Consider the following 22,634-nt stretch of genomic DNA (forward strand, 5'->3'; position numbering starts at 1 on the left):
TTCAACTAACGTTCATCTTCAAGGGCCTAACCGTTTACCGGATACTGGCAGAGTAACGAGTTGGACTGCCGAACGGCGACATGAATTCCTGCTGTCCGGGTGCGGGCGGGACGGGAGTTCCAAGGAAAGGACGCCTACGTGCGTAAGGTTTTTCAGGAAGAGCTCACCCAGGTTGGTGACCAGCTGGTGGAGATTTCCCGGCTGGTCAGCGAGGCGATGGATAAGGCCACCACTTCGTTCCAGGTGGCGGACGTGGATCTTGCCCAGGATGTGATCGCTGCGGATGCCCGCATCGACTTCCTGCAGAACAGCCTTGACGAACGGGCCATTGACATCCTGGCGCTGCAGGGCCCTGTCGCCAGCGATCTGCGGATGATCGTGGGGTCCTTGCGGATGAGCGCCTCGCTGGAGCGTATGGGCGACCTTGCCCGGCACATCGCCCAGCTGGCCCGCCTCCGTTTCCCCTCCGTCGTCATTCCGGAAACCATGACGGCAACGTTCAAGAGCATGGCTGACCTGGACCAGGAGATCGCGGACAAGCTCACCGTTCTCCTGGAGACCCGCGACCTTGAGGTGGCCCGGGACATCCTGAAGGCGAACACCGCCATCAACGATCTGCACCTGAGCGTCTTCAAGGCCATCGCGGCGCCGGAATGGGCCGAGACCCCCGCTACCACCGTTGACGTTGCACTGGCCAGCCGGTATTTCGAGCGCTTCGCGGACCACGGCGTCTCGGTGGCGCAGAAGGTCACCTACCTGGTGACCGGCGCCTGGCAGCCGAACGCCACCGAGCACAGCTAACCCCCGGGGAGTTTTTGTCCAGATACGCCGACTTCCGAGGCCCGGAGGCCTGCATATCTGGACAAAAACTCTTGCGGGAACCAACGACGGCGGGCCGGTCACCTGAGGTGACCGGCCCGCCGTCGTCCATTCACCGTGGACGCAGCGCGTTCTTCGGCCGGAGTGCGTCTAAGGGAGGAACGACCGAGCACCCGGCGAAGAACCGCGAAGTCTTATTTCTTGCCCTGATTGGCTACAGCGAGGATGGCCTCTTCCGCAGCTTCGGGGTCGAGGTAGGTGCCGCCCGGCTTGATGGGCTGGAAGTCCTCGTCCAGGTCGTAGACCAGCGGAATGCCGGTGGGGATGTTGAGCCCGGCGATGGCTTCGTCGCTGATGCCGTCCAGGTGCTTGACGAGGGCGCGCAGCGAGTTGCCGTGGGCGGTGACCAGGACGGTCTTGCCGGCCTTCAGGTCTTCCTTGATGTCCGATTCCCAGTACGGCAGCAGGCGGACCAGGACGTCCTTCAGGCATTCGGTGCGCGGGAGGGCGTCGCCGAGGTCCGCGTAGCGGGGATCGTGGGCCTGGGAGAACTCTGAGTTGTCGTCCAGGGGCGGCGGCGGGGTGTCGTAGGAACGGCGCCATTCCATGAACTGCTCTTCGCCGTATTCGGCGAGGGTCTGGGCCTTGTCCTTGCCCTGCAGCGCACCGTAGTGGCGTTCGTTCAGGCGCCAGTCGCGCTTGACGGGGATCCAGCCGCGGTCAGCCTTGTCCAGGGCGATGTTGGCCGTGTTGATGGCCCGCTTCAACAGGGAGGTGTACAGGATGTCCGGGAGAACATCGTTCTCAACCAGGAGCTCCCCGCCCCGTGCTGCTTCCGTGCGGCCCTGGTCGTTGAGGTCTACGTCCACCCAGCCGGTGAACAGGTTCTTGGCGTTCCATTCGCTGTGGCCGTGGCGCAGCAGAATCAGCTTGTAAGTCATGATTTTCATCCTAGCCGAGCGCCGCTGCCGCCCGCCCAGCGTTACAGCCGGTGCTCCGCCGGCGTCACGAAGCACCCTGTACAGGCTGTAAGGGCCGCAGCGATATGGTGGGGCGGTGGTGCAAAAAGCTGAACGGGTGGCCGCCCCGCAGATAACCGGCCGGAACCCGGCCGGAAGGCAGGGCAGGCCGGTGGGGAACGTCACGAGGGGCACCACCAACCCCAACCGCATGCGCCGGCTGGACCGGTGGCTGACCGGTCCGCAGGCCTGGCGCCTCCGCTCCGCCGCGAACCCTTTGGTGGTGGACCTGGGCTACGGCGCCACCCCGGCCACCGCCGTCGAACTTTTTGAGCGGCTCTGTGCTGTGCGGCCGGACGTCCAGGTGTGCGGGATCGAAATCGAGCCCGACCGGGTCCGCGCCGCCCTGCCGCTGCAGCGGCCGGGGCTGAGCTTCCATGTGGGCGGTTTCGAACTTCCGGTTCCCGGCCGGCCGGTGCTGGTGCGGGCCTTTAATGTCCTGCGGCAGTACGAGGAAGCGGATGTGCCCGGAATCTGGCGGCTGGTGCAGGACCGGCTGTCCGCGGACGGCCTGTTTATCGACGGCACCTGCGACGAGATCGGCCGTCGTGTGACGTGGGTGGCGCTGGACGCCGAGCGGCCGCTCTCACTCAGCATCTCTGTCCGGTTCGGCAGTTTTTCCTTGCCCTCTGATGTTGCCGAACGGCTTCCCAAGGCGCTGATCCACCGCAATGTCCCCGGCGAACCGGTACACGCCCTCATGCAGGCCATGGACCGGGCATGGCTGGAATCTGCCCCGCAGGCATCATTCGGGAACCGGCAGCGGTGGCAGTCCATGTGCCGCCTTTTGCGGGATGCCGGATGGCCGGTGCAGGACGGGCCGGCACGGTGGCGGCTGGGTGAGCTGACAGTGGACTGGAAGGCAGTGGCCCCGCGCAGCTAGATCAACCGCCGGAGTCCCCGCGCAGCTAGATCAACCACGGGAGTCCAGGGGGCGGTGGGGATCACCAGGGCCCGTACGGACCGGTGTTGCGGCTGCCGCCGCGGCCGGCATCCTTCACAGCGGGCCGGACGTCGGCGAGGTAGACGGATGCCGCAACAACGGCGGCAAGCCCGAACAGTCCCAGCGTGCCGAAGAAGCCGCCGCCGGTGCCGAACATCGAAATCACGCCGACGAGGGCGGCGCCGCCGGTGAGTGCCAGCCAGAAAGTCTTGGTCCTCTTCCCGGTGGCTTCGAACGCGTTTGCGCGGTGGCGGGCGCAGTCCACCACCGCCCACAGCTCAAGTCCGAGTGCCACCAGGGCAAGGATAAAGAAGATTGCCTGTTCGACAGGCCGAATAATAGATTCACCGTCCACAAGCCCAGCCTAGCCGTCCAGCGCGTCCAGCGCTTGCTTCAGGTCGGCCCAGAGGTCCTCGACATTTTCGATGCCGACGCTGAGGCGGACCAGGTTTTCGGGGACACTGGCAGGTTCGGCGGTATGCCGGCGTCGGCGTTCGATCAGGGATTCAACCCCGCCCAGCGATGTCGCCGGGAGCCACAGTTCCAGCGCCCGCACCAGCGCGTCCGCGGCGTCGGCACCGCTGAGCCCTGCCACCGGTGCCACCTGGATGCAGATGATGGAGCCGAAGCCCTTCATCTGCGTCTTCGCCCGTTCGTGTCCGGGATCGCTGGGAAGGCCCGGGAACCGGAGGGACTCGATCATCGGATGCGCAGCCAGCCGCTCGGCCAGCACCTTGGCGGAGGCCTGGGACCGTTCAATCCTCAGGGCGAGCGTCCGCAGGCCGCGCAGTGCCAGCCAGGCTTCGAACGGGCCGGCGATCCCTCCGTGGATGATCCGGTGATGCAGCAGCGCGGAGCGGATATCGGGGTTGGACGTCACCAGGGCGCCGAGGACGACGTCGGAATGGCCGGCCAGGTACTTGGTTACCGAATGCAGGACTATATCGGATCCCAGCAGCAGGGGCTGCTGGACCAAGGGAGTGGAAAAGGTGTTGTCCGTCACCACGATGGCTCCGGCAGCATGCGCCGCTTCAGCCAGGGCCGGGATATCGGCAATGCCCAGCATGGGATTCGTGGGGCTTTCCAGCCAGAGCATGGCAGCGGGGCGGGCGGCGGGACCGCGGGGCGAGAGTGCCTCCTTGACGGCTTCCGTGTCCGCAATGTCCACGGTGCGCAGTTCAATGAACCCTTTTTGGGCAAGCTCGGCGGCCATCACCAGGGAACCGGAATAGCTGTGCGTCGGCATCACGAGCACTCCCCCGGCCGGGATCAGGGAGAGCGCGGAACTGACGGCGGCCAGGCCGGACGCGTAGAGGAGGCCGGGCAGTTCGGAGCCTTCGAGCTGTCCAAGGGCCTCCTCGAACGGATCCCAGGTGGGATTGGAGTACCGGCCGTAGCCGCGGTCCCCGTCAGCAAGCGGCCCGCTGCCAAAGTATGTGGAGGACAGGACGATGGGCGGGTTGACCGGCTGGTCCCGGTCCCTCGGAGGGCGCCCGGCGGCCACCACTACCGTCTCAGCTGCCAGGGACGCCGCGCGCTGTTCGGAAAGGCTCATAGAGAAAAGCGTACTGTTCGCTGCGGGCAGCCTTGAAAGCCGCGGCCTGCACTGTCCACATGGCCCTGCGGCGAACTGCGATTGACGGTGCTGGTCGGTAGGCTTGTGCAGTGAGCAAACAACGGGCGGGTCTTTTCATCGCGTTTGAGGGCGGGGACGGTGCCGGCAAGTCCACCCAGGCGGCCCGGCTTGCGGACGCCCTCGAATCGCGCGGACTAACAGTCCGGCGCACGCGGGAGCCCGGCGGAACCCCCATCGGCGAAAAACTGCGGTCCCTGGTCCTGGACCACGGACAGGGGCACATCGACGCCCACACTGAGGCCCTGATCTTTGCCGCCTCCCGTGCGGCGCATGCAACCCAGGTCATTCGGCCGGCCCTTGAGCGCGGCGAGGTTGTTCTGACGGACCGTTATATCGACTCTTCGGTTGCCTACCAGGGCGCCGGACGGAACCTCGGCAAGGACGCCGTGCGCTCCATTAATGCCTGGGCCACCTCAGGCCTGGAACCCCACCTCACCGTGCTGCTGGACGTTGACCCGGAAGTTGGCCGCCGCCGCAGAACCGCCGGCGACGCCGCCGAAGACCGGCTGGAATCCGAAGCTGACGAGTTCCATGTCCGGATCCGGGACGCTTTCCTGGAGCTCGCCTCCAGCCGTGCCGGTTCATACCTGGTGCTCCCCGCACATCTTCCCGTTGATGACCTGGCCGCGCAGATCCTCCAGCGCGTGGATACCCTGCTGGCCGCCGCGGAGGTGGGCAGCCCATGACTGTCTGGGACGACCTGCAGGGCCAGGCCGCCGTCGTCGAACAACTACGCCAGGCAGCGAGCGGCGAAAACCTGACGCACGCCTGGCTCTTTACCGGCCCGCCGGGTTCGGGCCGGTCGAACGCGGCCAAGGCATTCGCGGCGGCGCTGAACTGCGACCAGGAGGATGTCACCCGGCGCGGTTGCGGGCAGTGCCCCGCCTGCCTGACGATCCTGGGCGAAACCCATTCGGACGTGACGTTCGTCCGGACTGAAAAAGTGACCATCACCATCGATGAGGCCCGCGAACTGGTCGCCACCGCCGGGAACCGCCCCTCCGCGGGCCGCTGGCGGATCATCGTCGTCGAAGACGCGGACCGGATGGCCGAGCGCACCACCAACGTGCTTCTCAAGGCAATCGAGGAGCCAACGCCGCGGACCGTATGGATGCTGTGCGCGCCGTCCCCGGCCGATGTCCTGGTGACCATCCGCTCGCGCTGCCGCAGCGTGGCTTTGAGGCTGCCGCCCGCCGCTGACGTGGCTGCCCTGCTGGTGAAGCGCGACGGCGTGGAGCCGGCTTTGGCGGAACGTGCTGCCCGGGCGGCGCAGAGCCATGTGGGTATTGCCCGGCGGCTTGCCCGGGATCCCGCGGCCCGGGAGCGCCGGCTGGAGACGGTGAGGTTTCCGCTGGGACTGCGTGGGGTCACCGCCGCAGTGATGATGGCTGAGAAGCTGGTAAAGATTGCCACCGCCGAGGCCACCAGTTCCAACGAGGAACGCGACGCAGCAGAGAAAGCCGCCCTGCTGGCCACGCTTGGCGCCCCCGAATCGGGTACGCTCCCGCCGGCCATGCGGAGCCAGGTGAAACAGCTTGAAGAAGACCAGAAGCGCCGTGCCAAGCGTTCCATCACCGACTCGCTGGACCGTACCCTCACCGACCTGCTGTCCTTTTACCGGGATGTGATGATCATCCAGCTCGGGAATGCTGTGGAGCTGGTCAACGTTGAGTTGAGGGGCGAATTGGTGGAGTTCGCCAGCCGCTCCACTCCAGAAACCACGCTTGCCCGGATGGATGCGATCAACAAAGCCCGCGAACGCATCACCACCACCAACGTTGCCCCGCTGTTGACTATTGAGTCCATGGCAGCCAGCCTGATCTAGCCCCCTTCCAAGGAGACCCGATGACTGCCCGCCCCCTGCCCGCACGCCCCGCATCCTGGGTGCTTGCAGTTCGTGCCGCCGCGGCCATGGCTCTTGCCATGGTTCTGGCCGGCTGCAGCCTCCTGAACGGCGGCGACCGCAACCAGGAGGCAGCCACGGCGAAGGCCGATCCCTCGATTGTGGCGTCCGCTCCGGCCGGGCTGGAGGAGTTCTACTCCCAGGAAGTGGTGTGGGAGCCGTGCGAAAACGACTTCCAGTGCGCCAAGGTCAAAGTGCCCCTGGACTACGGCGATCCCGGCGGCGAGACCATTGAGCTCTCGGCATTGCGGGCGCCGAGCACGGGGAACAAGACAGGCAGCCTGCTCGTCAACCCCGGCGGGCCGGGGGCGTCCGGGTACGACTTCGTCAAGGACGCTTCGGGAACGCACTTTTCCCAGGCGGTGCGCAACGCGTACGACCTCGTGGGCTTCGATCCACGGGGCGTGAAGCGCTCCGCCCCCGTGACTTGCCTGACGGACGCTGAACGCGACGCTGCCCGCGCCAAAATCTACGACCTGGACACGGATGCCGGCCTGCAGGAGGTGCTGGCGGACAACAAGGCCATCGCCGCCAAGTGCTCGGAGCAGACAGGGGCAGTGCTGGCCCACATCGATACTGTGAGTTCCGCGAAGGACCTGGACATCCTCCGCGCGGTGGTCAACGATGCGAAGCTCAACTACCTGGGGTACTCCTACGGCACGTTCCTGGGGTCCACCTACGCTTCGCTCTTCCCGGACAACGTGGGCCGCATGGTGCTCGATGGTGCCCTGGATCCATCGATCAGCAACGAGGAGTTGACCCGCGGCCAGGCGCGCGCCTTTGAGAAGTCCATCCGGGCGTATGTTGAGAGCTGCCTGAACCAGGACGGGTGCCCGCTGAGCGGAAACGCGGACTCCGGCGTGCAGCAGATCCGCGACCTCATTAACGCCGTCCAGCAGACGCCCCGCACCGCCAAGGACGGCCGGGTGGTTAACGCCACCATGTTCGTCAGCGGCCTGATCACCCCGCTGTACAACGACCAAAGCTGGCCTGCCCTTACCCAGGCCCTCGAGGCAGCCATGGCAGGGGACGTGAGCCTGATGCTGCGACTCGCCGACCTGGGCGCGGACCGCGCCTCCAACGGCACCTACACCTCCAACTCAACATTCGCGTTCAATGCCATCAACTGCCTGGACTACCCCATGGAGGCCGATGCGGCAGCCATGCGGGCCGAACAGCAGCAGCTGATGCAGGACTCCCCCACTTTCGGGTACTTCTTCGCCTACGGCGGCACCAACTGCGCGGACTGGCCGTACAAGAACCTCCGCACCCCGGCACCGGTGGAGTACACCGGCGACGCCCCCATCGTGGTGATCGGCACGACTGGCGACCCCGCCACGCCGGTGGAGTGGGCGGCTTCCCTCCGCAAGCAGCTGGGAAATGCATCGCTGCTGACGTGGAAGGGCGAAGGCCATACGGCGTACGGCCGGTCCAACAGCTGCATCGAGGACCCTGTTGACCGCTACCTTGTAAGCGGTCAGCTTCCAGCCGACAACACGGTGTGCTGAAGGCCTCAGTCCTTTCGGTCCGGCCATTTTGACCCGGGTGCGGGGACTCTATTACAGTTGACTCTTGCATGAAGGGCCCGGTTCTTCCGGGAAGTTTGTGCGGTGCTTCCTTAGCTCAGTCGGTAGAGCGTTTCACTCGTAATGAAAAGGTCATCAGTTCGATTCTGATAGGAAGCTCGGGATAAACCCCCTATTGCCCTTATTTTTAGGGCTTTGGGGGGTTTTTCGCTGGTTAAGCGGCAAACGCTGCCGCAGAGCAGGGGCTTTCATGACGCCGCCTTCGCAGGCCCCAACCCGGCAACCTCCATCAGCCTGTCCAGCGACTCCGGGCTTGCAGCGAGCTGCACCTTACCGCTCCCGGTCAGCAGCACCACTGCCTCGTACCCGTACACCGGCAGGTACTTGCGGTCCCTGCCGCTGATTTTCAGGCGTTCCGGAAGAATCTCGTGCACCCTGAACTGAGTCGGCCGCCCTGAAGGCTCCAGGCTGTCGTAGACGGCGGCCTGGAAGCGCAACCTGCCATCGCCGGGTGTTGCGATTCCTTGGTTCCAGATACCGCTGAGCGAACCTGGCAAAGCGTCCAGGTAGCGGATGTAAGCCCTGAACTGACCCTCTTCATCGAGGCGCTGCTTGGTCTTGCGCAAGTTCCGTATCTGAAAAATTGCCAGCAGCCAGTACACCAGCGTGTTGAAGAAGGCGCTCACCAAAGCATCCACCAGACCGCGAGCCGAAAACAGCAGCCACACCCCGGTGGTGATGACAAACATGAGGACGTAGCCGAACGCCATTGCCAGGCAGGGGTGCCGGATGACCCACTTCTTCATGGCCAGAGTCTAAGGCGGAGCATCACGGAGCGTGCGGGAATCGGGCACAGGGCGCTTCCCGAGCCGGTACAGGGCGGTGAAAACCAAGCTGTAGGGCAGCGCTAATCACCACTAACTTCCGCTGGCCCGCGTGATCCAGGCAATGGAACCCGCTGCAGCAAGAACTTCCCAAACGAGCCCCCCAGCGTTAGGGCAGATATCCCCATGGCTGCTCGGCACGGGAAGGGCGCAGAATGGGAAAGGTGTCTGCCTTGGACGCCCGGATGGTAAATCCGTGAAAAATGACTGGGGAACTTCATGAAACTCGCGATGCACAAAACAGCTACTGCCGGAGCCGTCTTCGCTTTGAGCGCTAGCGCAATTCTGGCGGGCGCACCCGCTGCCGGCGCGTCAGGGACAGGAACCGCGTGCCCATCAGGACGGGTGTGCTTTTACTTCAACTCCGACTTCCAGGGCGCACGCGCGGACTACGCCAACAGCGACGCCACCATGGGCAACGAGCTCTTCACCGACGGCCCCGTCGGACGGAACGGATGGGGCGTCCAGGTCAACAACAACGCAGCATCCCTGGTCAACAACACGTACGCGTACATCACCATCTACGACAGCCCCGGCTGCGTCGGCTACGCCTGGTACATCCAACCGGGGGAACGTCTCAACCTGGGCGAGATGAAAAACAGGGTCAGCTCAATCCACGTAGCTTACAACGGCGGGGCCTGCCTCGACCGGGACCAGTCCTGGGCCTAGCCCCACACTCCCCGCCGGGGTAACGCCGCGGCCGCCGGGGCGCCATATCGAAAAAGTGGCACGGCGGTTAGCGAGTTCACGTGGAAGTTAGCCATAGCAACAAGTGCAGGCCGGCACCCCGTTATTTTGTGGGTGTCGGCCTTCACTCTGTCGCAAACACGCGCGAGTTAGTCATCTTAGGGAACGGCAGGGACGTGCGGGCGCCCTTATTAGTAGTCGATGGCCTTCCGGTCGATGGACTTCAGAGCGGCGAGCCGTGCCTCCACTTCGGTCTGCTCACCGAGGTCTTCCAAGGAGGCGAACTGGGCTTCCAGGGATGAGGCGGCGAGTTCCTGTTGGCCCCGCACGGTGGCTTCCTGGCGGCGGATGTTCTCCTCGTACCGGCCGATCGCCGAGGTCGGGTCTCCGGCGTCCAGGGACTTGAGGGCGTCGTGGACCTGGGACTGGGCTGCGGCGACACGGGAGCGGTTGACCAGCTCGTTGCGCTTGGCGGTCAGCTCGTGCAGCTTGCCCTTCATCTGGTCCAGGCCCTGCTTAAGCTTGTCGACGACCTGATTCTGCGCGGCCAGGTCCGGTTCCTGGGCCTTCGCGGTGGATTCGGCGGTCATCTGCCGCTGAAGCGCGAGCCTTGCGAGGGCGTCGAACTTGTCGGCGTCCACACTGTTACCGGCGGCCCGGAATTCGTCCGCCTTGCGGGAGGCGGCGATGGCCTTGTTGCCCCAGGTGTTGGCGTCGTTCACGGCGCGGGCGTGGTCGTCCTCGGCCATCCGGAGGTTGCCGATGGTCTGCGCGACGGCGGACTCGGCTTCACGGATGTTCTCCGAGTAGTCCCGGACCATCTGATTCAACATCTTCTGCGGGTCTTCCGCGGAGTCCAGGAGGGCGTTCAGGTTTGCCTTGGCCAGCTGGGCGACGCGGGCGAAAATACTCTGCTTCACGGGGTCATTCTATCGAGGGTGGAATTCGCATCCCCTATCCCGCTGCCGGCGCGCACCAGCGACTCAATGAAAGCAGATCTGCCCCTTTGGTGAGCTAAGGATGGGGGTGTCCTGCGCCTCGTCCGGAGCGTTACAAGCGTGCGGAAGATCATGAACCGGTAACGGCCGCATCGCCGCAATTACGGGTCCGTAACCCTTAGCCAAGGGGAGGGGCACCAGCCTCTTCCCACCCCTACACTGAGCCATGAGCACGACCGCATCCTTGATCCTGATTTTCTGTGTTGCCACCGCCTGGATCGGCTTGACGGTATTCGTGCTCTTGCGGTTGCGACGCCGCCGGCGCGGGTCATCACTGGTAGCTTCCGCTCCACCTGTGGCTGGGCCCGCCAGCAACCTCTCCTACAGGCCCTGGCACGACGTTGGCGCTGTAACGGGCAAGATACCGACACACCGGCACAGGCTAAGACTCAGGAAAGTCCGCGGCTGAGGGATGTGGGAACGCAACGACGGCAGCCAGATCCGGCACGACAAGTAGTGCAACCCCGCAAGAGTCGAGTACTTCCTACGCATGAATAGCGTGGGTAGCACTCCTAATCTTGTTGATACGGCGGAGCCCACCCAGGCGCTGCCCCACTCCGGGTTTACCCGGTGAACCTGGCCCAGCCGATGAAGACGGTACTGGTGCACAGTCCAATCCCTCCAGGACTTCCAATGCCGCTATCCCCAGATCCAGCCGATCGGCTGGAGCTTTTGGATCCGCCTCCCCAGCAGCTGCCGGCCCGTATGGCCCAGTCAGCCGCACGTGAGGACGCCCTCCGGCAAGCGCCGGGCAGGCCCGTCCTGATGCTCCGGCCGGCTCCCGTCAAGGTCGGTTCCACCCTGGGGCATGCCGTCGCCTACACCGTGACGCATGTGCTGGTGGAGTGGGAGAACGACGGCGGCCACGACGCCCGGTGGCTGGCAAGCTGGCTGGTGCGCCGGCTGTAACAGCAATGGATCAGCATGGTGCGCCCGCCGGAGTGTGGCCGGAGCACGCGCCATACCGGTTTTCCGTCGTAGGCTGAAGAGGCGACGGAGAGGAGCCAGACATGGCCGGGGCAGCATTGGACAAAACAGCGTTGGCCGGAACGACTGTGGCAGAGGTGATGGCGGAACTCGCTGACCTTGAAGACCCCCGTGCACGCGAGGTGAACGAAAAGCACGGTGACGATCACGGCGTGAACCTGGGCAAGCTCCGCGCTGTGGCGAAGCGGCTCAAGACGCAACAGGAACTCGCCGCTGAGCTCTGGGCCACCGGCGATACGGCTGCGCGGCTGCTGGCGCTCCTGGTCTGCCGGCCCAAGGCGTTCGGGCAGGACGAGCTGGACGCCATGATGCGCGAGGCCCGCACACCCAAGGTGAACGACTGGCTGGTGAACTACGTGGTGAAGAAAAGCCCGCATGCAGAAGAACTCCGCACCGCGTGGTTGGCTGACCCCCATCCGGTAGTTGCCAGCGGAGGTTGGGCGCTGACCAGCGAGCGGGTAGCGAAGCAACCTGACGGCCTCGACCTCCCAGGACTGCTGGACGTCATCGAAGCTGGCATGAAGGACGCGCCGGAACGGCTGCAGTGGGCCATGAACACCTGCCTGGCCACCATCGGTATCCGGCACGCCGAACACCGCAGCAGGGCGGTCAGCATCGGCGAACGCCTTGAGGTGCTCAAGGATTACCCCACTCCCCCGGGCTGCACGTCTCCCTTTGCACCCGCATGGATTGCCGAAATGGTGCGGCGGCAGCAGGACACTTAGGAAGGCGGCCGCGGCCAGGGGCAAGTCCGGCCTGCCCGGTCATCCCACCGGCCGGTAATGCGGGCCCCTAAGATGGCGTGCATGGATGACCAGGTCCTGGCAGAGATCGCCAATGAGCTCTACGCCAAACCCCTCGACGACTTCATCGCCGCCCGTGCAGCCGCGGCGAAGGAAGCGGCCGGATCGGACAAGGAGCTCGCGGCGGCTGTGCGCGGGCTCCCCAAGCCGTCGGTTGCCGCCTGGGCCGTGAACATGCTGGCCCTGCACCAGCCGGACGTCCTTGCCGGGCTGATGGACCTTGGCGGCCGGATGCGCGAGGCGCAAGCCTCACTGGACGCCACTGCCCTGCGTGAGCTGGGCCGTGAGCGGCGCACTGTGCTGGCTACCGCCGTCGACACCGCCCGCTCGGTGGCCCGGCAACAGGGCCGCTCTATCAGCGACGCGATGGCAACCGACGTCGAGGAGACCCTGCGCGCCCTGACCGCCGATGAGGGGGCGGCCGCCGCGGTCCACAGCGGCCGCCTGCTCAAGACACTCTCGGCGGACGGCGTGAACGCGGTGGACCTTGACGGCCTGGTGGCCGTCCCCGCCGCCCTCCCGGCACCGCCCCGGACAGCTGCTGCTCCGGCTGTTACGGTACCGGACAGGCCGCGGGAGGAGAGTACGACGGCGGGGGGCACCTCCCGTCCGAAGCCGGACAAGCCGCGGCTTGAGGCAGTCCGGCAAACACCGCGGCCAAAGTCACCGCCCGCGCTGGAGAAAGCAAAAGCCGCCCTGGCCGAAGCGGAGGCCGCGCAGGCAGAGACGGCGCAGCTGGCCCGGGACCTGCAGGAGCAGGAGGACGAGACACGAACAGAAATGGCAGGGCTCCTCCAGGAAACAGCCGAGCTGAGGACACGCCTCAAGGCGGCCGAGGACCGGCTGGAGCAGTTGCGCAGGGGCCTCGCCGCCACTGCCGCCGAGGCGAAGCAGGCGGTGCGGGCTGCCGACAAGGCGGAGCGGACAGCCATGCTGGCCCAGGAGCGGGTCCTCCGGTTGGGCAGTACGGACACGCCGTCCTGATTCCGAGGAATGTCAGACCCCGGTTGCACACTGGAATTATGGAAAACCAACTGGTACAGGAATTTCACGTCACCTACTTCGACGCCGACTGCGGCCGTGCCCGGGCTGAAGTCTTTGACACCCTTGCAGAGGCAGAACGTTTCGCGAGCCGGTACTGCCACGGCGAGGACAACTGGGCGGTTGTGGACGCTGTCCCGGTCCAGCAGGTCCGCATCGCCGCCTAATCTGCGGCAGCGTCCAAGGAACCCCGGGTTCCTGGCGGCCGGTTAACGCAGGCAACCCGCCCTGCCGGGGCAAAGATCCCTGGCAGCGCGGGTTGTAGGTTCCGCTGGAATTAGGCGAAGTCGGAGACGGCCGGGTCCGGCCCGATCCGGCCTTCGCCCTTGGCGGTGCGGTCCAGTGCGTTGATGGCCTCTACGTCGTCGGCAGACAGCGAGACGTCCAGCGCCGCGTAGTTTTCGCGGATCCGGGACTCGGTGACGGACTTCGGAATCACCACGTTGCCGATGGCAAGGTGCCAGGCAATAACAACCTGGGCGGGCGTGGCTCCGTGCTTGGCAGCAATGGCGGCCACTGTTGCGTCCTCCAGGAGCTCGCCGCCCTGGCCGAGCGGGGACCAGGCCTGGGTCAGGATTCCCTTTGAGGCGCCGAAGTCGCGCAGCCCGCGCTGGCTGAAGTACGGGTGCAGCTCAATCTGGTGGATGGCCGGAACCACACCGGTTTCATCGATCAGCCGCTGCAGGCCCTCAACCGTGAAGTTTGAAACACCGATGGACTTAACCCGGCCGCGCTTCTGAAGCTCGATCAGCGCCTTCCAGGTGTCCACGTACTTGTCCTGCTTGGGCTGCATCCAGTGGATCAGGTACAGGTCCAGGGTCTCGAGGCCCAGCCGGTCCATGGACTCCTCGAACGCGGCGAGCGTGGATTCGTAGCCCTGGTCAGCGTTCCACAGCTTGGTGGTGATAAAGATTTGTTCCGGTGACAGGCCGGAGCTGGCGATGGCCCGGCCAACGCCGGCCTCGTTACCGTAGATCTTGGCAGTATCGATGTGGCGGAAGCCCGCTTCGAAAGCCTGGCGGACAACCTTTTCGGCCACTCCGTCCTCAACCTGCCATACGCCATAGCCGAGCTGGGGAATCTGGTTGCCGTCGTTGAAAGTCAGTGTGGGTGAAAGAGTCATTCTTTTATCCTGCCAAACCGACCGCCCCTGCCAAGGGAAACGGGCCTGACTAAGCCACACGCTTAACCGGGAATATCTTCCCGCGGGTAACCCGAGCCTTCCTCGGCAAGGTGCCTCTCGGCGTCGGCCACCTGCTGGAAAACCGCCTCGGCGCGCCGGCGTACGGACGCGGCGCCCACCGGGATGGGGCCAACGGCAAGCCGGAGCATGGCAGCCGCTTCCGACGTGGTGGCCAGGGAGTTGCCGGCTTTGGATAACGCGCGGTGCACGCTGGCGAGCCGGACCGGGATATCCAGTCCTTCGCTGGGCGAGCGCTGCTGCGCTTCCTTGCACACAGCCCTGACCCGTTCCAGCAGGGAAGCAAGTTCATTGGCGATCTCCACCAGTTCGCCGTAGAGCTGGTCGTCCTCCACGCCTTCGAGGACCTGGTGGAAGCGGTCCAGCCCCCGGTGGAAGCGGTCGTGGGCGCGGCGCCACAACCCCTTCCCCAATTCCGCGTCGTCTTTGCGCCCCTGCCTGGCGGCGCTGAAAAAGCCCAATGAACCTAGAGGTACTGTCCGGGACCGTGGTCCGGGTCGTTCGGCTGGCCGGGGCGCCCCGGGGCGGCCGGCCGGGGGCCAGCAGGGGCGCGTTGCGGCTCGCCGTTTTCCCCGATCACCACGCCGGGCGCGATCACCGTGCCGGGCGGGAGCTGGCGGAGCTGCATCTGCGCGGCCGCATGCTCGCGGGCGGCGTGCTGCGCGGCGATGGCGGTCTGGATGCCGTGGAACAGCCCCTCCAGCCAGCCCACCAGCTGGGCCTGGGCGATGCGCAGTTCAGCATCGGAAGGGGTGGCGTCATCCGAGAACGGCAGGCTGATCCTGTCCAGTTCCTCCACCAGTTCAGGCGCCAGCCCGTCTTCCAGCTCCTTGATGGAGCGCTCGTGGATTTCGGCCAGCCGTCCCCGCGCGGCATCGTCCAGCGGCGCGGACTTCACTTCCTCCAGGAGCTGCCTGATCATGGTGCCGATCCGCATCACCTTGGCCGGTTCATCCACCAGGTCCTGCAGGTTGCTGCCTTTGGGTTTGCCGTCGTTTTCCGGCACAGCCGGTGCCGGTGCCGGCTGGCTGTCATCGATGGTGGTGCCTTCTACCGGGAGGTCCTCAGGTGCCTGAGTGTCATTCGGATCGCTCATGCGTTCATACTCTCATGAGCGATCCGCCCAAGGTCCACTCGATGAACCCCGCTGACGTGCTGTCCGCTATGGGCTCAATCAGCAGCACCGGCCTTGGGGATTGGAGTCCTGGCGGTCCGTCCGGTCCCGCCAGAACTCCCGCTCGCTCAGCGGCGGCGTGCTGTGCCCCGAGGCCCGGTGGTGCTCCAGGTACTTCGTGTAGGCATCCGCACCCAGGACACCTCCGAGGTAGCGCGCAAACCCCCGGAAGCCCCTGGTGACCGCAGCGAGTCCGGTGCTCATCCGTGGTGCCCTGCCCGCTCGAACCTCAGCTCGGCCGGCACCTTGTCCCACTCCGCCATCAGCTTCCGCTCGGCCGGAGTGGGGATCAGCCCTGCCGGGGCAAAGACCCGCGACGGCGTGGCGGGGTCTTCGTTGTCCTTCACGGCCGTCCCGTGCGCGCGGCTGCGGAACGCCTTGACCGTGGCGAGCAACGCCGTCGCGATCACGATGATGCTCAGCACCACAAAGATCACCGAGAGCCAGCCCTGGATCGCTGTATTGCGCACCACGGCTTCCATGGCCGCCACTGATTTCGCCGTGCCAAACTCGGTCTTCCCATCCGCCAGGGCCTTGCTGAAGGCTGCATTATTGGCGAAGTAGCCCACTGCCGGGGTGGGAGAGAAGATTTTCTGGAAACTCGCGGTGATGGTCACAACGGCGGCAAAGGCCAGCGGCAGGGCCACGATCCAGAGGTATTTGAACGTACCGCGCTTGGCCACGATGGCCAGGCAGACAGCAAGGGCTATGGCAGCCAGCAGCTGGTTGGCGATGCCGAACAGCGGGAACAGCGTGTTGATGCCGCCCAATGGATCGGTGACACCCATCAGCAGTACGGCACCCCAGGCGCCCACCATAACCGCCGTGCACAGCCAGGCACCCGGCCGCCACGAGTGCTCCTTGAACTTGGGAATGAAGTTGCCGATGGAGTCCTGGAGCATAAACCGGGCAACGCGGGTTCCGGCGTCAACAGCGGTGAGGATAAAGAGGGCCTCGAACATGATGGCGAAGTGGTACCAGAACGCCATCATGGCTGTGCCGCCGATGAACTGCTGCATGATGTGGGCGAGGCCCACGGCCAGTGTCGGCGCGCCGCCGGTACGGGAGACGATGCTCTCCTCGCCTACGTTGGCGGCGGTTTCCGAGAGCAGGCCGGGGGTGAGGTTGACGCCGGACAGGCCCAGGCTGTTGACCCAGGCGGCGGCAGTTTCGACAGTTCCGCCGGTCAAGGCCGTTGGCGAGTTCATGGCGAAGTAGAGGCCGCGGTCAATCGAAATGGCCGCCACGAGGGCCATGATGGCCACGAAGGACTCCATCAGCATTCCGCCATAGCCGATGTAGCGGGTTTGCCGCTCCTTTTCTACCAGTTTCGGGGTGGTGCCCGACGAGATCAGGGCGTGGAATCCGGACAAGGCGCCGCAGGCGATGGTCACGAACAGGAAGGGGAACAGCGCGCCGGGGAACACGGGGCCGTTCTCCCGGCTCGCGAACTCGCTGAACGCGGGAACGCTGATTTCAGGGCGGACCACAATGATGGCCAGCGCCAGCATCACGATCACGCCGATCTTCATAAACGTGGACAGGTAGTCCCGGGGCGCCAGGAGCAGCCAGACCGGCAGGATCGCCGCGATGGCACCGTAAACGATGAGGCCCCAGGCGAGGGTCACCCGGTCCAGCGTGAAGATCTCCACACCCCACGAGGTCTCGGCCACCATGCCGCCGCCGATGATGGCCGCCATCAGCAGGACAAAGCCGATCAGCGACACTTCCATCACCTTGCCGGGCCGCAGGAACCGGAGGTAGACGCCCATAAACAGCGCGATGGGGATGGTCATGCCAACGGAGAAGACGCCCCACGGGCTTTCGGCCAGGGCGTTGACCACCACCAGGGCGAGGATTGCCACGATGATGACCATGATGAGCAGGGTGGCGATCAAGGCTGCCGTGCCGCCGATGACGCCGAGTTCCTCGCGTGCCATCTGGCCCAGCGAACGCCCGCCGCGCCGCATCGAGAAGAACATCACCAGGTAGTCCTGCACGGCGCCGGCCAGCACGACGCCGATGATGATCCAGAGAGTGCCGGGCAGGTAACCCATCTGGGCTGCAAGCACGGGACCCACCAGCGGCCCTGCCCCTGCGATGGCGGCGAAGTGATGGCCGAACAGGACGTTCCGGTCCGTCCGCACGTAGTCCTTGCCGTCGGCCTTGTACTCGGCCGGGGTGGCGCGGCGGTCATCGGGCCTGGTGATGTAGCGCTCGATGACCTTGGAGTAGAAGCGGTAGCCGATGAGGTAGGTACAGACCGAGGCAAACACGAACCAGATGGCGTTCACGGTCTCGCCGCGGATGATGGCGAGCATAAACCAGGCCACGCCGCCCAGCAGGGCAATCGCTGCCCAGAGCGCTATTTTTCCGGGCGTCCACTTCTTCTCTTCCGCCTCGCGGACAGTCTCGTCAACTGCCGACGGCGGGAGCGAGGTATCGGTGGCGACCGCACCTTCCCCCCGGGCTGCGCTCCGTCGATGATCCGGTGTTCCGGCCATGTCTCCTCCTTGAGATTCGTCCCCATCTGCTGACAGGCACCCTACCAACGGGGAGCTTGGGCCGGACCGTGTTTTGCCGTGATCAGGACCAGCCTGCGCCGAACGGCGGACACCCGGCGACGAGCGTCGGGCCGCACCGCCGTCGAGGGTGCTGCGAATCCCTGCCACGGCTGCCCGGAGGGCAGCTCCTCACCCCACGGTAAGCCTGCCGGCGCCAATCAGAAAGACCCCCGCCGCATCCAACCGCCCTGTTCAGCGCCAGCCGTGCGCGCTCAAACGCGAAGCTGCCCTCAGGTGCCCAGCGTTCGGCGCGACACCGGCAAGCGGGCACGCGTGAAGAGCCAGGCCAGCAGGGCACCGGCCAGGGGCACCGCAATGACGAGCGCCAGCAAATGGAGCCAGGGCACTTCGACGGCGGTGCCCAGCTCGGTGGAACCGGCAACAAGCACCGCCGGCAGGGTCCCGGCGAGGCTGCCGAGCAGGGTTCCCAGCCCGCCGGTCAGCAGCGCCTGTGATCCCGCGAGGCTTTTCCGCAGGCGGGGGGAGGCACCGATGCCGGCGAGCGTTACATGGTCGGCGCGGGCGTCGGCCAAGGAAAGGCCGGTGGTGATGCCGGCGGCGCTGAACGTGATCAGCGCGCTGACGGCAACGATGGACCAGGTCATCCACGAGTCGCCCTGCGTGATGCCGGGTTCGGCCCAGAATCCGACCTCGGGCCGCTGGTACACGGCGGCGACTGCTCCGGCTGCGGCATCCCTCTCGGCAGCCGAGGGAAAGCTGCTGAGCTGGACCAGGAGTTCGGCTGGCTCGGGACGCAGGTCCAGGCGCCGGGCCGTCTCCGGCGCAATGACTCCGTAGTAAGGAAGGGCCTGTGCCGGTTCAACCACCACCGCGGGAAGCGTGCTGGTGGTCAACGCCTGATGCATGCGGGAAGGGTCCGCCGGGTCCTGGGTCTGGGTCCGCACATCCTGGCCCTCGAGCACCACCGTCCCGTCCCGAACGAAAACAGGGTTGGTCACCACCATGCCACCGTCGGCCAGCACGGCCAGTGCCTCAGGTCCGGCCTCGGCGCCGAGGACGGCACTGATCTCGTCCGCGCCACCCACCAGGATGGAACCCTGGGCGCCCGGCGACTGGGCCATCGATCCCCGGCACCGCCAGTCATCGGGGTCCGCCACCCTCCGCTCCGGTGTCATCGGACACTCATTGCCGGCCGGCGTGGCCAGCACGTACTGCAGGCAATTGGAGGTGGCAGTGCGTGCCGGCACCGACAGATCCGTGCCATTCCCGAAAGCGCAGTTCCGGATGTAGCCCGGTGCACTGATGGTTCTGGTCCATGCCACCTTGCCGGTGGCACCGTCCACCGCGGAAGCGAGTTCGGCCGGATCAACGCTGACCGGCGGCTGGGTGCTGCCGTCGGGCAGGAGGGGCTGTTCCAGGGACAGCGGCAGGAATGCCTGGTTTTCCATGGCGGTCCACGAATGGTTCTCCCGCATCATGGCTTGCTGGCTGGCCGAAAGGACCAGTGCGGCGCTGGCCAACGTGGCGGCGGCGAGAATGGCTGCCACCGCCGGCACCGTCCGGGCCCGGTTCCTGGCCGAATCACGGGCAGCCATCCGCAAGGACAGCGGCAGCACTGCCGTCCGCGCGGTCAGCAGGGTTACGAGGTATCCGGCCAGAAGCACCAGTGCCACGACGGCGAGCACGGCGCCTCCAATCAGCAGCGTGGTGACCACCGGCAGTTGCCCTGCCTTCCGGTCCGGATCCGTGGCAGACTCCCCCAGCAGCCAGCCGCCGGACAGAAGTGCGGCAGAAAGAATCAGCAGCACAGCACCGGCCACCGTGGTCCGCTTCGCACTCCCGGCGGGGGCGCGGCCGGACTTCAGCCCGCCCATGGCGGCCTGCCGGGCAACCTGGTCGGCCGGGGCCATGGCTGCGAGCAGGCAGCACACCAGTCCCAGGACCATGGCCATCAGCGTGAGCAGGAGATCAGGATGGACGCCGGCAAAGCGGGCCGAACCCATGGAGCGGACCCAGTGAACCACCGCTGCACCCGACCCGAGCCCAAGGACGGCGCCGGACAAAACAGCGATGCTGCCGAGCCAGAGACCGGCGCACGTCACCACGGAGCGGACGGTGGGGGCGTCGGCTCCGGATGCTGCGAGCAGAGCGAGTTCCCGGACCTGCCGTTTAGCGCCGACGGCGAACGCAGCGCCAGCCAGGAGGCCCACCTCCAGGAGCGCCAGGGCAGCGACCAGGCCGAACATTGTGTACATCGCCACCCATCCTGACGATGGCTGCGGCGGGGGGACGCCATCGACGGTGCGCTCGGCCAGGGACGGCGGATTGAGCACCACGCTGCGGGAGAGCACGCTGACGCCCTGGCGGTTTGCCGCGAGGATCTGCGGCCAGGTCACCGCTTCGGAGCCAACCAGGTAGTAAGACGTGGCGTCCGGGGACCGGGGTTCCTGCGTCAGGACCTCCGCCGGCACCTGCGCCTGCTGCAGGAAAATGACGGAGTTCCGGTCCGAGGCGTCCGCATCCCGGATGGTTCCCACGGGCACAAAGGTGCCGGCCGACGTCGTGATTTCCTCACCCAACCCCAGGCTGAACCGCTCAAGAAGCCCCGGTGAAACCAGGGCCTCGCCCGCGGCCTGCGGAGCCCTGCCCTCAAGCAGCGTGAATTTCCCGGCGAAGGCAGGATGCAGGGTGTCCGCCACCACGCCCTGCAGGGACACCAGCGCTGCCCCGATCCCCGTGGTCAGATTGAACTGCCGGAGCGGCAGAACCTCATAGCCCGGCGGAAGCAGGTCCCGGGGATTGGCCGGCTTGAAGTCCGGATCGTAGACGCCGCTGCTGGACACCACCATGGCGTCGTTGAGCGGGTCCTGGACGGAATCAGCGTTGGGAGCATGCAGGGTGCTGTACCGGGCCTCCGTTTGGCCCAGCTCGTACCGGACAATTTCTTGGGGCGTTCTTTGCGCGCTCTGGAACAACGTGGCGGCCCCGGTCATGCCGGCCACGGGAAGCATGATCAGCAGGATGATGAGCAGCGAGCGCCCTTTGTGCCTCCTGATATCCCGGCGCGCCACACGCAGGGCAACACGGAAGCTGCTCCGGCGGCAATTAGGTGCCGGAGCGAGATCGAGCATCAGAACCCTGCCTGGGCCAGAAGCATCGCGGGATCGTGCATCGCCGCAGCCTGGTCCACGATCCGGCCGTCGCGCAGGAACACCACCCGGTCTGCCCAGGCCGCGTGCCGTGCCTCATGCGTCACCAGCATCACGGCCGCACCGGCATCGGCCCGGGCACGCAGCACTTCCATCACCCCCTGGCCTGTGGTGGAGTCCAATGCTCCCGTAGGCTCGTCGGCGAGGATCAGCCGCCGCTGCCCCACCACCGCCCGGGCAATGGCGACCCGCTGCTGCTGGCCGCCGGACATCTGGTCCATAAATCGGTCTGCCAGTTCCGGGATCCCCACCTGCCGAAGGGCGTCCAGCGCTTGCCGGCGGGCCTTCTTCCACGCTGTGCCGTCGAGTTCCAGCGGCAGCGCAACATTCTCGGCGGCAGTAAGGGTGGGCACCAGGTTGAAGTCCTGGAAAACATAGCCCACGGCTCGCCGCCGGAGCCGCGCCAGGTCGTTCAGCCCCAGTCCCGCCAAGGGTGTGGATTCCACAAAGACACCGCCCGACGTCGGGTGGTCCAGTCCCCCGGCCAGAGCCAGCAGGGAGGACTTTCCAGAGCCGGACGGCCCCATCACCGCAACGAACTCACCCGCTTCGATGGTGAGGTCCACGTCGCGGAGGGCCGCGACCGCCGTCGCGCCTTCCCCGAAAGTCCTGCTGACCTTCGCAAGTTCCAGGACCTGCTGCGGCCCCTGGACGCTCACCGGCGGCTGTCCGCGTTGAGCGGGGCGGCGTCTTCCGTGACCCCGTTGGACGTTTTGCGTGTCTGGCCCGGCCCGGCTGCCTGCGCCTGCTGGACCATCCTTGCCTCACAGAGGTCCAGCCAGCGGACCTCCGCCTCGGTCTGGAAGATCAGGGAATCAAGGACCAGCAGCCAGGCAGTATCGCCGGCGCGCTGGTTCGCGGTGGTGTCCCGCCGCGCCTTCGTGTAGTCCTGCAGCGCCCGCATGGACGCGGCCCGCTGGGCCTGGATGATCGCCTGGACATCCACGCCGGGCAGGGTCACGGCGAGCGCCAGCTTGATGGCGAGCTCGTTCCGGGGCGGGTTGTTCCGCTCCACCGGCGCCGCGAACCAGTTGGTCACTTCGGCTTTGCCCGCGTCGGTGATGCTGTAGACCACGTGGCCGTCGCCGTCGTCGCCTTCCTTGGTGACCAGGGCGTCGCGTTCCAGCCGGTCCAGCGTGGTGTACACCTGCCCGATGTTCAGCGGCCAGGTGGCCCCGGTGCGGTTTTCGAACTCGACCCGCAACTGGTAGCCGTAACGCGGCTGGTCCTGCAGCAGGGCGAGGAGGCTGTGGCGGATGGACATGGTGCTCCTTGCGCT

23 protein-coding genes and 1 tRNA gene are annotated in these 22,634 nt (G+C 66.1%); 11 read left to right on the forward strand and 13 right to left on the reverse strand.

Going from position 1 to position 22,634, the window contains the following annotated elements; translation table 11 throughout:
- The first annotated feature begins 138 nt into the window (after positions 1-138).
- Positions 139-801 (forward strand): phosphate signaling complex protein PhoU, encoded by a 663-nt coding sequence (gene phoU, locus ARTSIC4J27_RS16580; RefSeq protein WP_050056381.1) that lies wholly within the window; start codon positions 139-141, stop codon positions 799-801.
- A 212-nt stretch (positions 802-1,013) separates the two neighbouring features.
- Here the strand turns inward: phoU and ARTSIC4J27_RS16585 are convergent, their stop codons facing one another.
- Entirely contained in the window at positions 1,014-1,760 is a 747-nt protein-coding gene (locus ARTSIC4J27_RS16585; protein ID WP_050056315.1) for a phosphoglyceromutase, read from the reverse strand.
- Between the two features lie 115 nt (positions 1,761-1,875).
- Here ARTSIC4J27_RS16585 and ARTSIC4J27_RS16590 point away from each other — a divergent pair, with 115 nt between their 5' ends.
- Complete coding sequence (locus ARTSIC4J27_RS16590; RefSeq protein WP_200900848.1) at positions 1,876-2,721, forward strand: class I SAM-dependent methyltransferase; 846 nt, start codon at positions 1,876-1,878, stop codon at positions 2,719-2,721.
- Between the two features lie 61 nt (positions 2,722-2,782).
- On the opposite strand, the gene ARTSIC4J27_RS16595 is transcribed toward ARTSIC4J27_RS16590, so the two are convergent.
- Both ARTSIC4J27_RS16595 and ARTSIC4J27_RS16600 read right to left on the reverse strand, forming a co-directional pair.
- Positions 2,783-3,136, reverse strand: a complete 354-nt coding sequence (locus ARTSIC4J27_RS16595) for a DUF2516 family protein (RefSeq protein WP_050056316.1) — start codon at positions 3,134-3,136, stop codon at positions 2,783-2,785.
- Between the two features lie 9 nt (positions 3,137-3,145).
- Positions 3,146-4,336 (reverse strand): trans-sulfuration enzyme family protein, encoded by a 1,191-nt coding sequence (locus tag ARTSIC4J27_RS16600; protein ID WP_050056317.1) that lies wholly within the window; start codon positions 4,334-4,336, stop codon positions 3,146-3,148.
- Positions 4,337-4,446: 110 nt separating this feature from the next.
- Between ARTSIC4J27_RS16600 and tmk the strand changes: the two genes are divergently transcribed.
- From tmk to ARTSIC4J27_RS16620, 4 genes are all read left to right on the forward strand, one after another.
- Positions 4,447-5,103 (forward strand): dTMP kinase, encoded by a 657-nt coding sequence (gene tmk / locus ARTSIC4J27_RS16605; RefSeq protein WP_050056318.1) that lies wholly within the window; start codon positions 4,447-4,449, stop codon positions 5,101-5,103.
- On the forward strand, positions 5,100-6,242 hold the full coding sequence (locus ARTSIC4J27_RS16610) for a DNA polymerase III subunit delta' (protein WP_050056319.1): 1,143 nt from the start codon (positions 5,100-5,102) through the stop codon (positions 6,240-6,242). The genes tmk and ARTSIC4J27_RS16610 overlap by 4 nt, the downstream gene beginning before the upstream one ends.
- Before the next feature lie 20 nt (positions 6,243-6,262).
- A complete protein-coding gene (locus tag ARTSIC4J27_RS16615; RefSeq protein WP_050056320.1) occupies positions 6,263-7,828 on the forward strand; it encodes an alpha/beta hydrolase in 1,566 nt (521 codons plus the stop codon).
- Between the two features lie 104 nt (positions 7,829-7,932).
- Positions 7,933-8,005: transfer RNA gene (locus tag ARTSIC4J27_RS16620), tRNA-Thr, on the forward strand.
- An 89-nt stretch (positions 8,006-8,094) separates the two neighbouring features.
- Here ARTSIC4J27_RS16620 and ARTSIC4J27_RS16625 read toward each other — a convergent pair.
- Positions 8,095-8,652 carry a hypothetical protein gene (locus ARTSIC4J27_RS16625; RefSeq protein ID WP_050056321.1) on the reverse strand — a complete coding sequence of 186 codons (558 nt, stop codon included), beginning with the start codon at positions 8,650-8,652 and terminating at the stop codon, positions 8,095-8,097.
- Positions 8,653-8,949: 297 nt separating this feature from the next.
- On the opposite strand from ARTSIC4J27_RS16625, the gene ARTSIC4J27_RS16630 reads away from it, so the two are divergent.
- Entirely contained in the window at positions 8,950-9,399 is a 450-nt protein-coding gene (locus ARTSIC4J27_RS16630) for a peptidase inhibitor family I36 protein (RefSeq protein WP_050056322.1), read from the forward strand.
- A 209-nt stretch (positions 9,400-9,608) separates the two neighbouring features.
- Here the strand turns inward: ARTSIC4J27_RS16630 and ARTSIC4J27_RS16635 are convergent, their stop codons facing one another.
- Positions 9,609-10,337 (reverse strand): PspA/IM30 family protein, encoded by a 729-nt coding sequence (locus ARTSIC4J27_RS16635; protein WP_050056323.1) that lies wholly within the window; start codon positions 10,335-10,337, stop codon positions 9,609-9,611.
- Between the two features lie 711 nt (positions 10,338-11,048).
- Between ARTSIC4J27_RS16635 and ARTSIC4J27_RS16640 the strand changes: the two genes are divergently transcribed.
- From ARTSIC4J27_RS16640 to ARTSIC4J27_RS16655, 4 genes are all read left to right on the forward strand, one after another.
- Positions 11,049-11,324, forward strand: coding sequence for a hypothetical protein (locus ARTSIC4J27_RS16640; protein ID WP_152683903.1), 276 nt, complete (start codon positions 11,049-11,051; stop codon positions 11,322-11,324).
- Positions 11,325-11,425: 101 nt separating this feature from the next.
- Positions 11,426-12,127: a DNA alkylation repair protein gene (locus tag ARTSIC4J27_RS16645; RefSeq protein WP_050056325.1), complete on the forward strand. Its 702-nt coding sequence runs from the start codon at positions 11,426-11,428 to the stop codon at positions 12,125-12,127.
- Between the two features lie 81 nt (positions 12,128-12,208).
- Positions 12,209-13,189 (forward strand): hypothetical protein, encoded by a 981-nt coding sequence (locus ARTSIC4J27_RS16650; RefSeq protein WP_050056326.1) that lies wholly within the window; start codon positions 12,209-12,211, stop codon positions 13,187-13,189.
- A gap of 38 nt (positions 13,190-13,227) precedes the next feature.
- The gene (locus tag ARTSIC4J27_RS16655) at positions 13,228-13,413 is read left to right on the forward strand and encodes a hypothetical protein (protein ID WP_050056327.1); all 186 of its coding nucleotides are present in this window, start codon (positions 13,228-13,230) and stop codon (positions 13,411-13,413) included.
- A 110-nt stretch (positions 13,414-13,523) separates the two neighbouring features.
- Here ARTSIC4J27_RS16655 and ARTSIC4J27_RS16660 read toward each other — a convergent pair whose 3' ends face one another.
- The 8 genes from ARTSIC4J27_RS16660 to ARTSIC4J27_RS16695 all read right to left on the reverse strand — a co-directional run bounded on the left by ARTSIC4J27_RS16660 (position 13,524) and on the right by ARTSIC4J27_RS16695 (position 22,619).
- Entirely contained in the window at positions 13,524-14,369 is an 846-nt protein-coding gene (locus tag ARTSIC4J27_RS16660) for an aldo/keto reductase (protein WP_050056328.1), read from the reverse strand.
- A gap of 62 nt (positions 14,370-14,431) precedes the next feature.
- A complete protein-coding gene (locus ARTSIC4J27_RS16665) occupies positions 14,432-14,908 on the reverse strand; it encodes a hypothetical protein (protein WP_050056329.1) in 477 nt (158 codons plus the stop codon).
- Between the two features lie 5 nt (positions 14,909-14,913).
- Positions 14,914-15,543, reverse strand: coding sequence for a bacterial proteasome activator family protein (locus ARTSIC4J27_RS16670; RefSeq protein ID WP_050056330.1), 630 nt, complete (start codon positions 15,541-15,543; stop codon positions 14,914-14,916).
- A gap of 78 nt (positions 15,544-15,621) precedes the next feature.
- Complete coding sequence (locus ARTSIC4J27_RS16675; protein WP_050056331.1) at positions 15,622-15,825, reverse strand: YbdD/YjiX family protein; 204 nt, start codon at positions 15,823-15,825, stop codon at positions 15,622-15,624.
- Positions 15,822-18,125, reverse strand: coding sequence for a carbon starvation CstA family protein (locus ARTSIC4J27_RS16680; protein ID WP_050056332.1), 2,304 nt, complete (start codon positions 18,123-18,125; stop codon positions 15,822-15,824). Before ARTSIC4J27_RS16680 ends, ARTSIC4J27_RS16675 begins: the two co-directional genes overlap by 4 nt.
- Before the next feature lie 290 nt (positions 18,126-18,415).
- The gene (locus ARTSIC4J27_RS16685; protein WP_235436734.1) at positions 18,416-21,277 is read right to left on the reverse strand and encodes an ABC transporter permease family protein; all 2,862 of its coding nucleotides are present in this window, start codon (positions 21,275-21,277) and stop codon (positions 18,416-18,418) included.
- A complete protein-coding gene (locus ARTSIC4J27_RS16690) occupies positions 21,277-22,014 on the reverse strand; it encodes an ABC transporter ATP-binding protein (RefSeq protein ID WP_050056334.1) in 738 nt (245 codons plus the stop codon). Before ARTSIC4J27_RS16690 ends, ARTSIC4J27_RS16685 begins: the two co-directional genes overlap by 1 nt.
- Positions 22,011-22,619, reverse strand: coding sequence for a PadR family transcriptional regulator (locus tag ARTSIC4J27_RS16695; protein WP_050056335.1), 609 nt, complete (start codon positions 22,617-22,619; stop codon positions 22,011-22,013). The genes ARTSIC4J27_RS16690 and ARTSIC4J27_RS16695 overlap by 4 nt, the downstream gene beginning before the upstream one ends.
- Between the last annotated feature and the right edge of the window lie 15 nt (positions 22,620-22,634).

It is taken from the genome of Pseudarthrobacter siccitolerans, from assembly GCF_001046895.1.
Taxonomy (GTDB): Bacteria; Actinomycetota; Actinomycetes; order Actinomycetales; family Micrococcaceae; genus Arthrobacter; species Arthrobacter siccitolerans.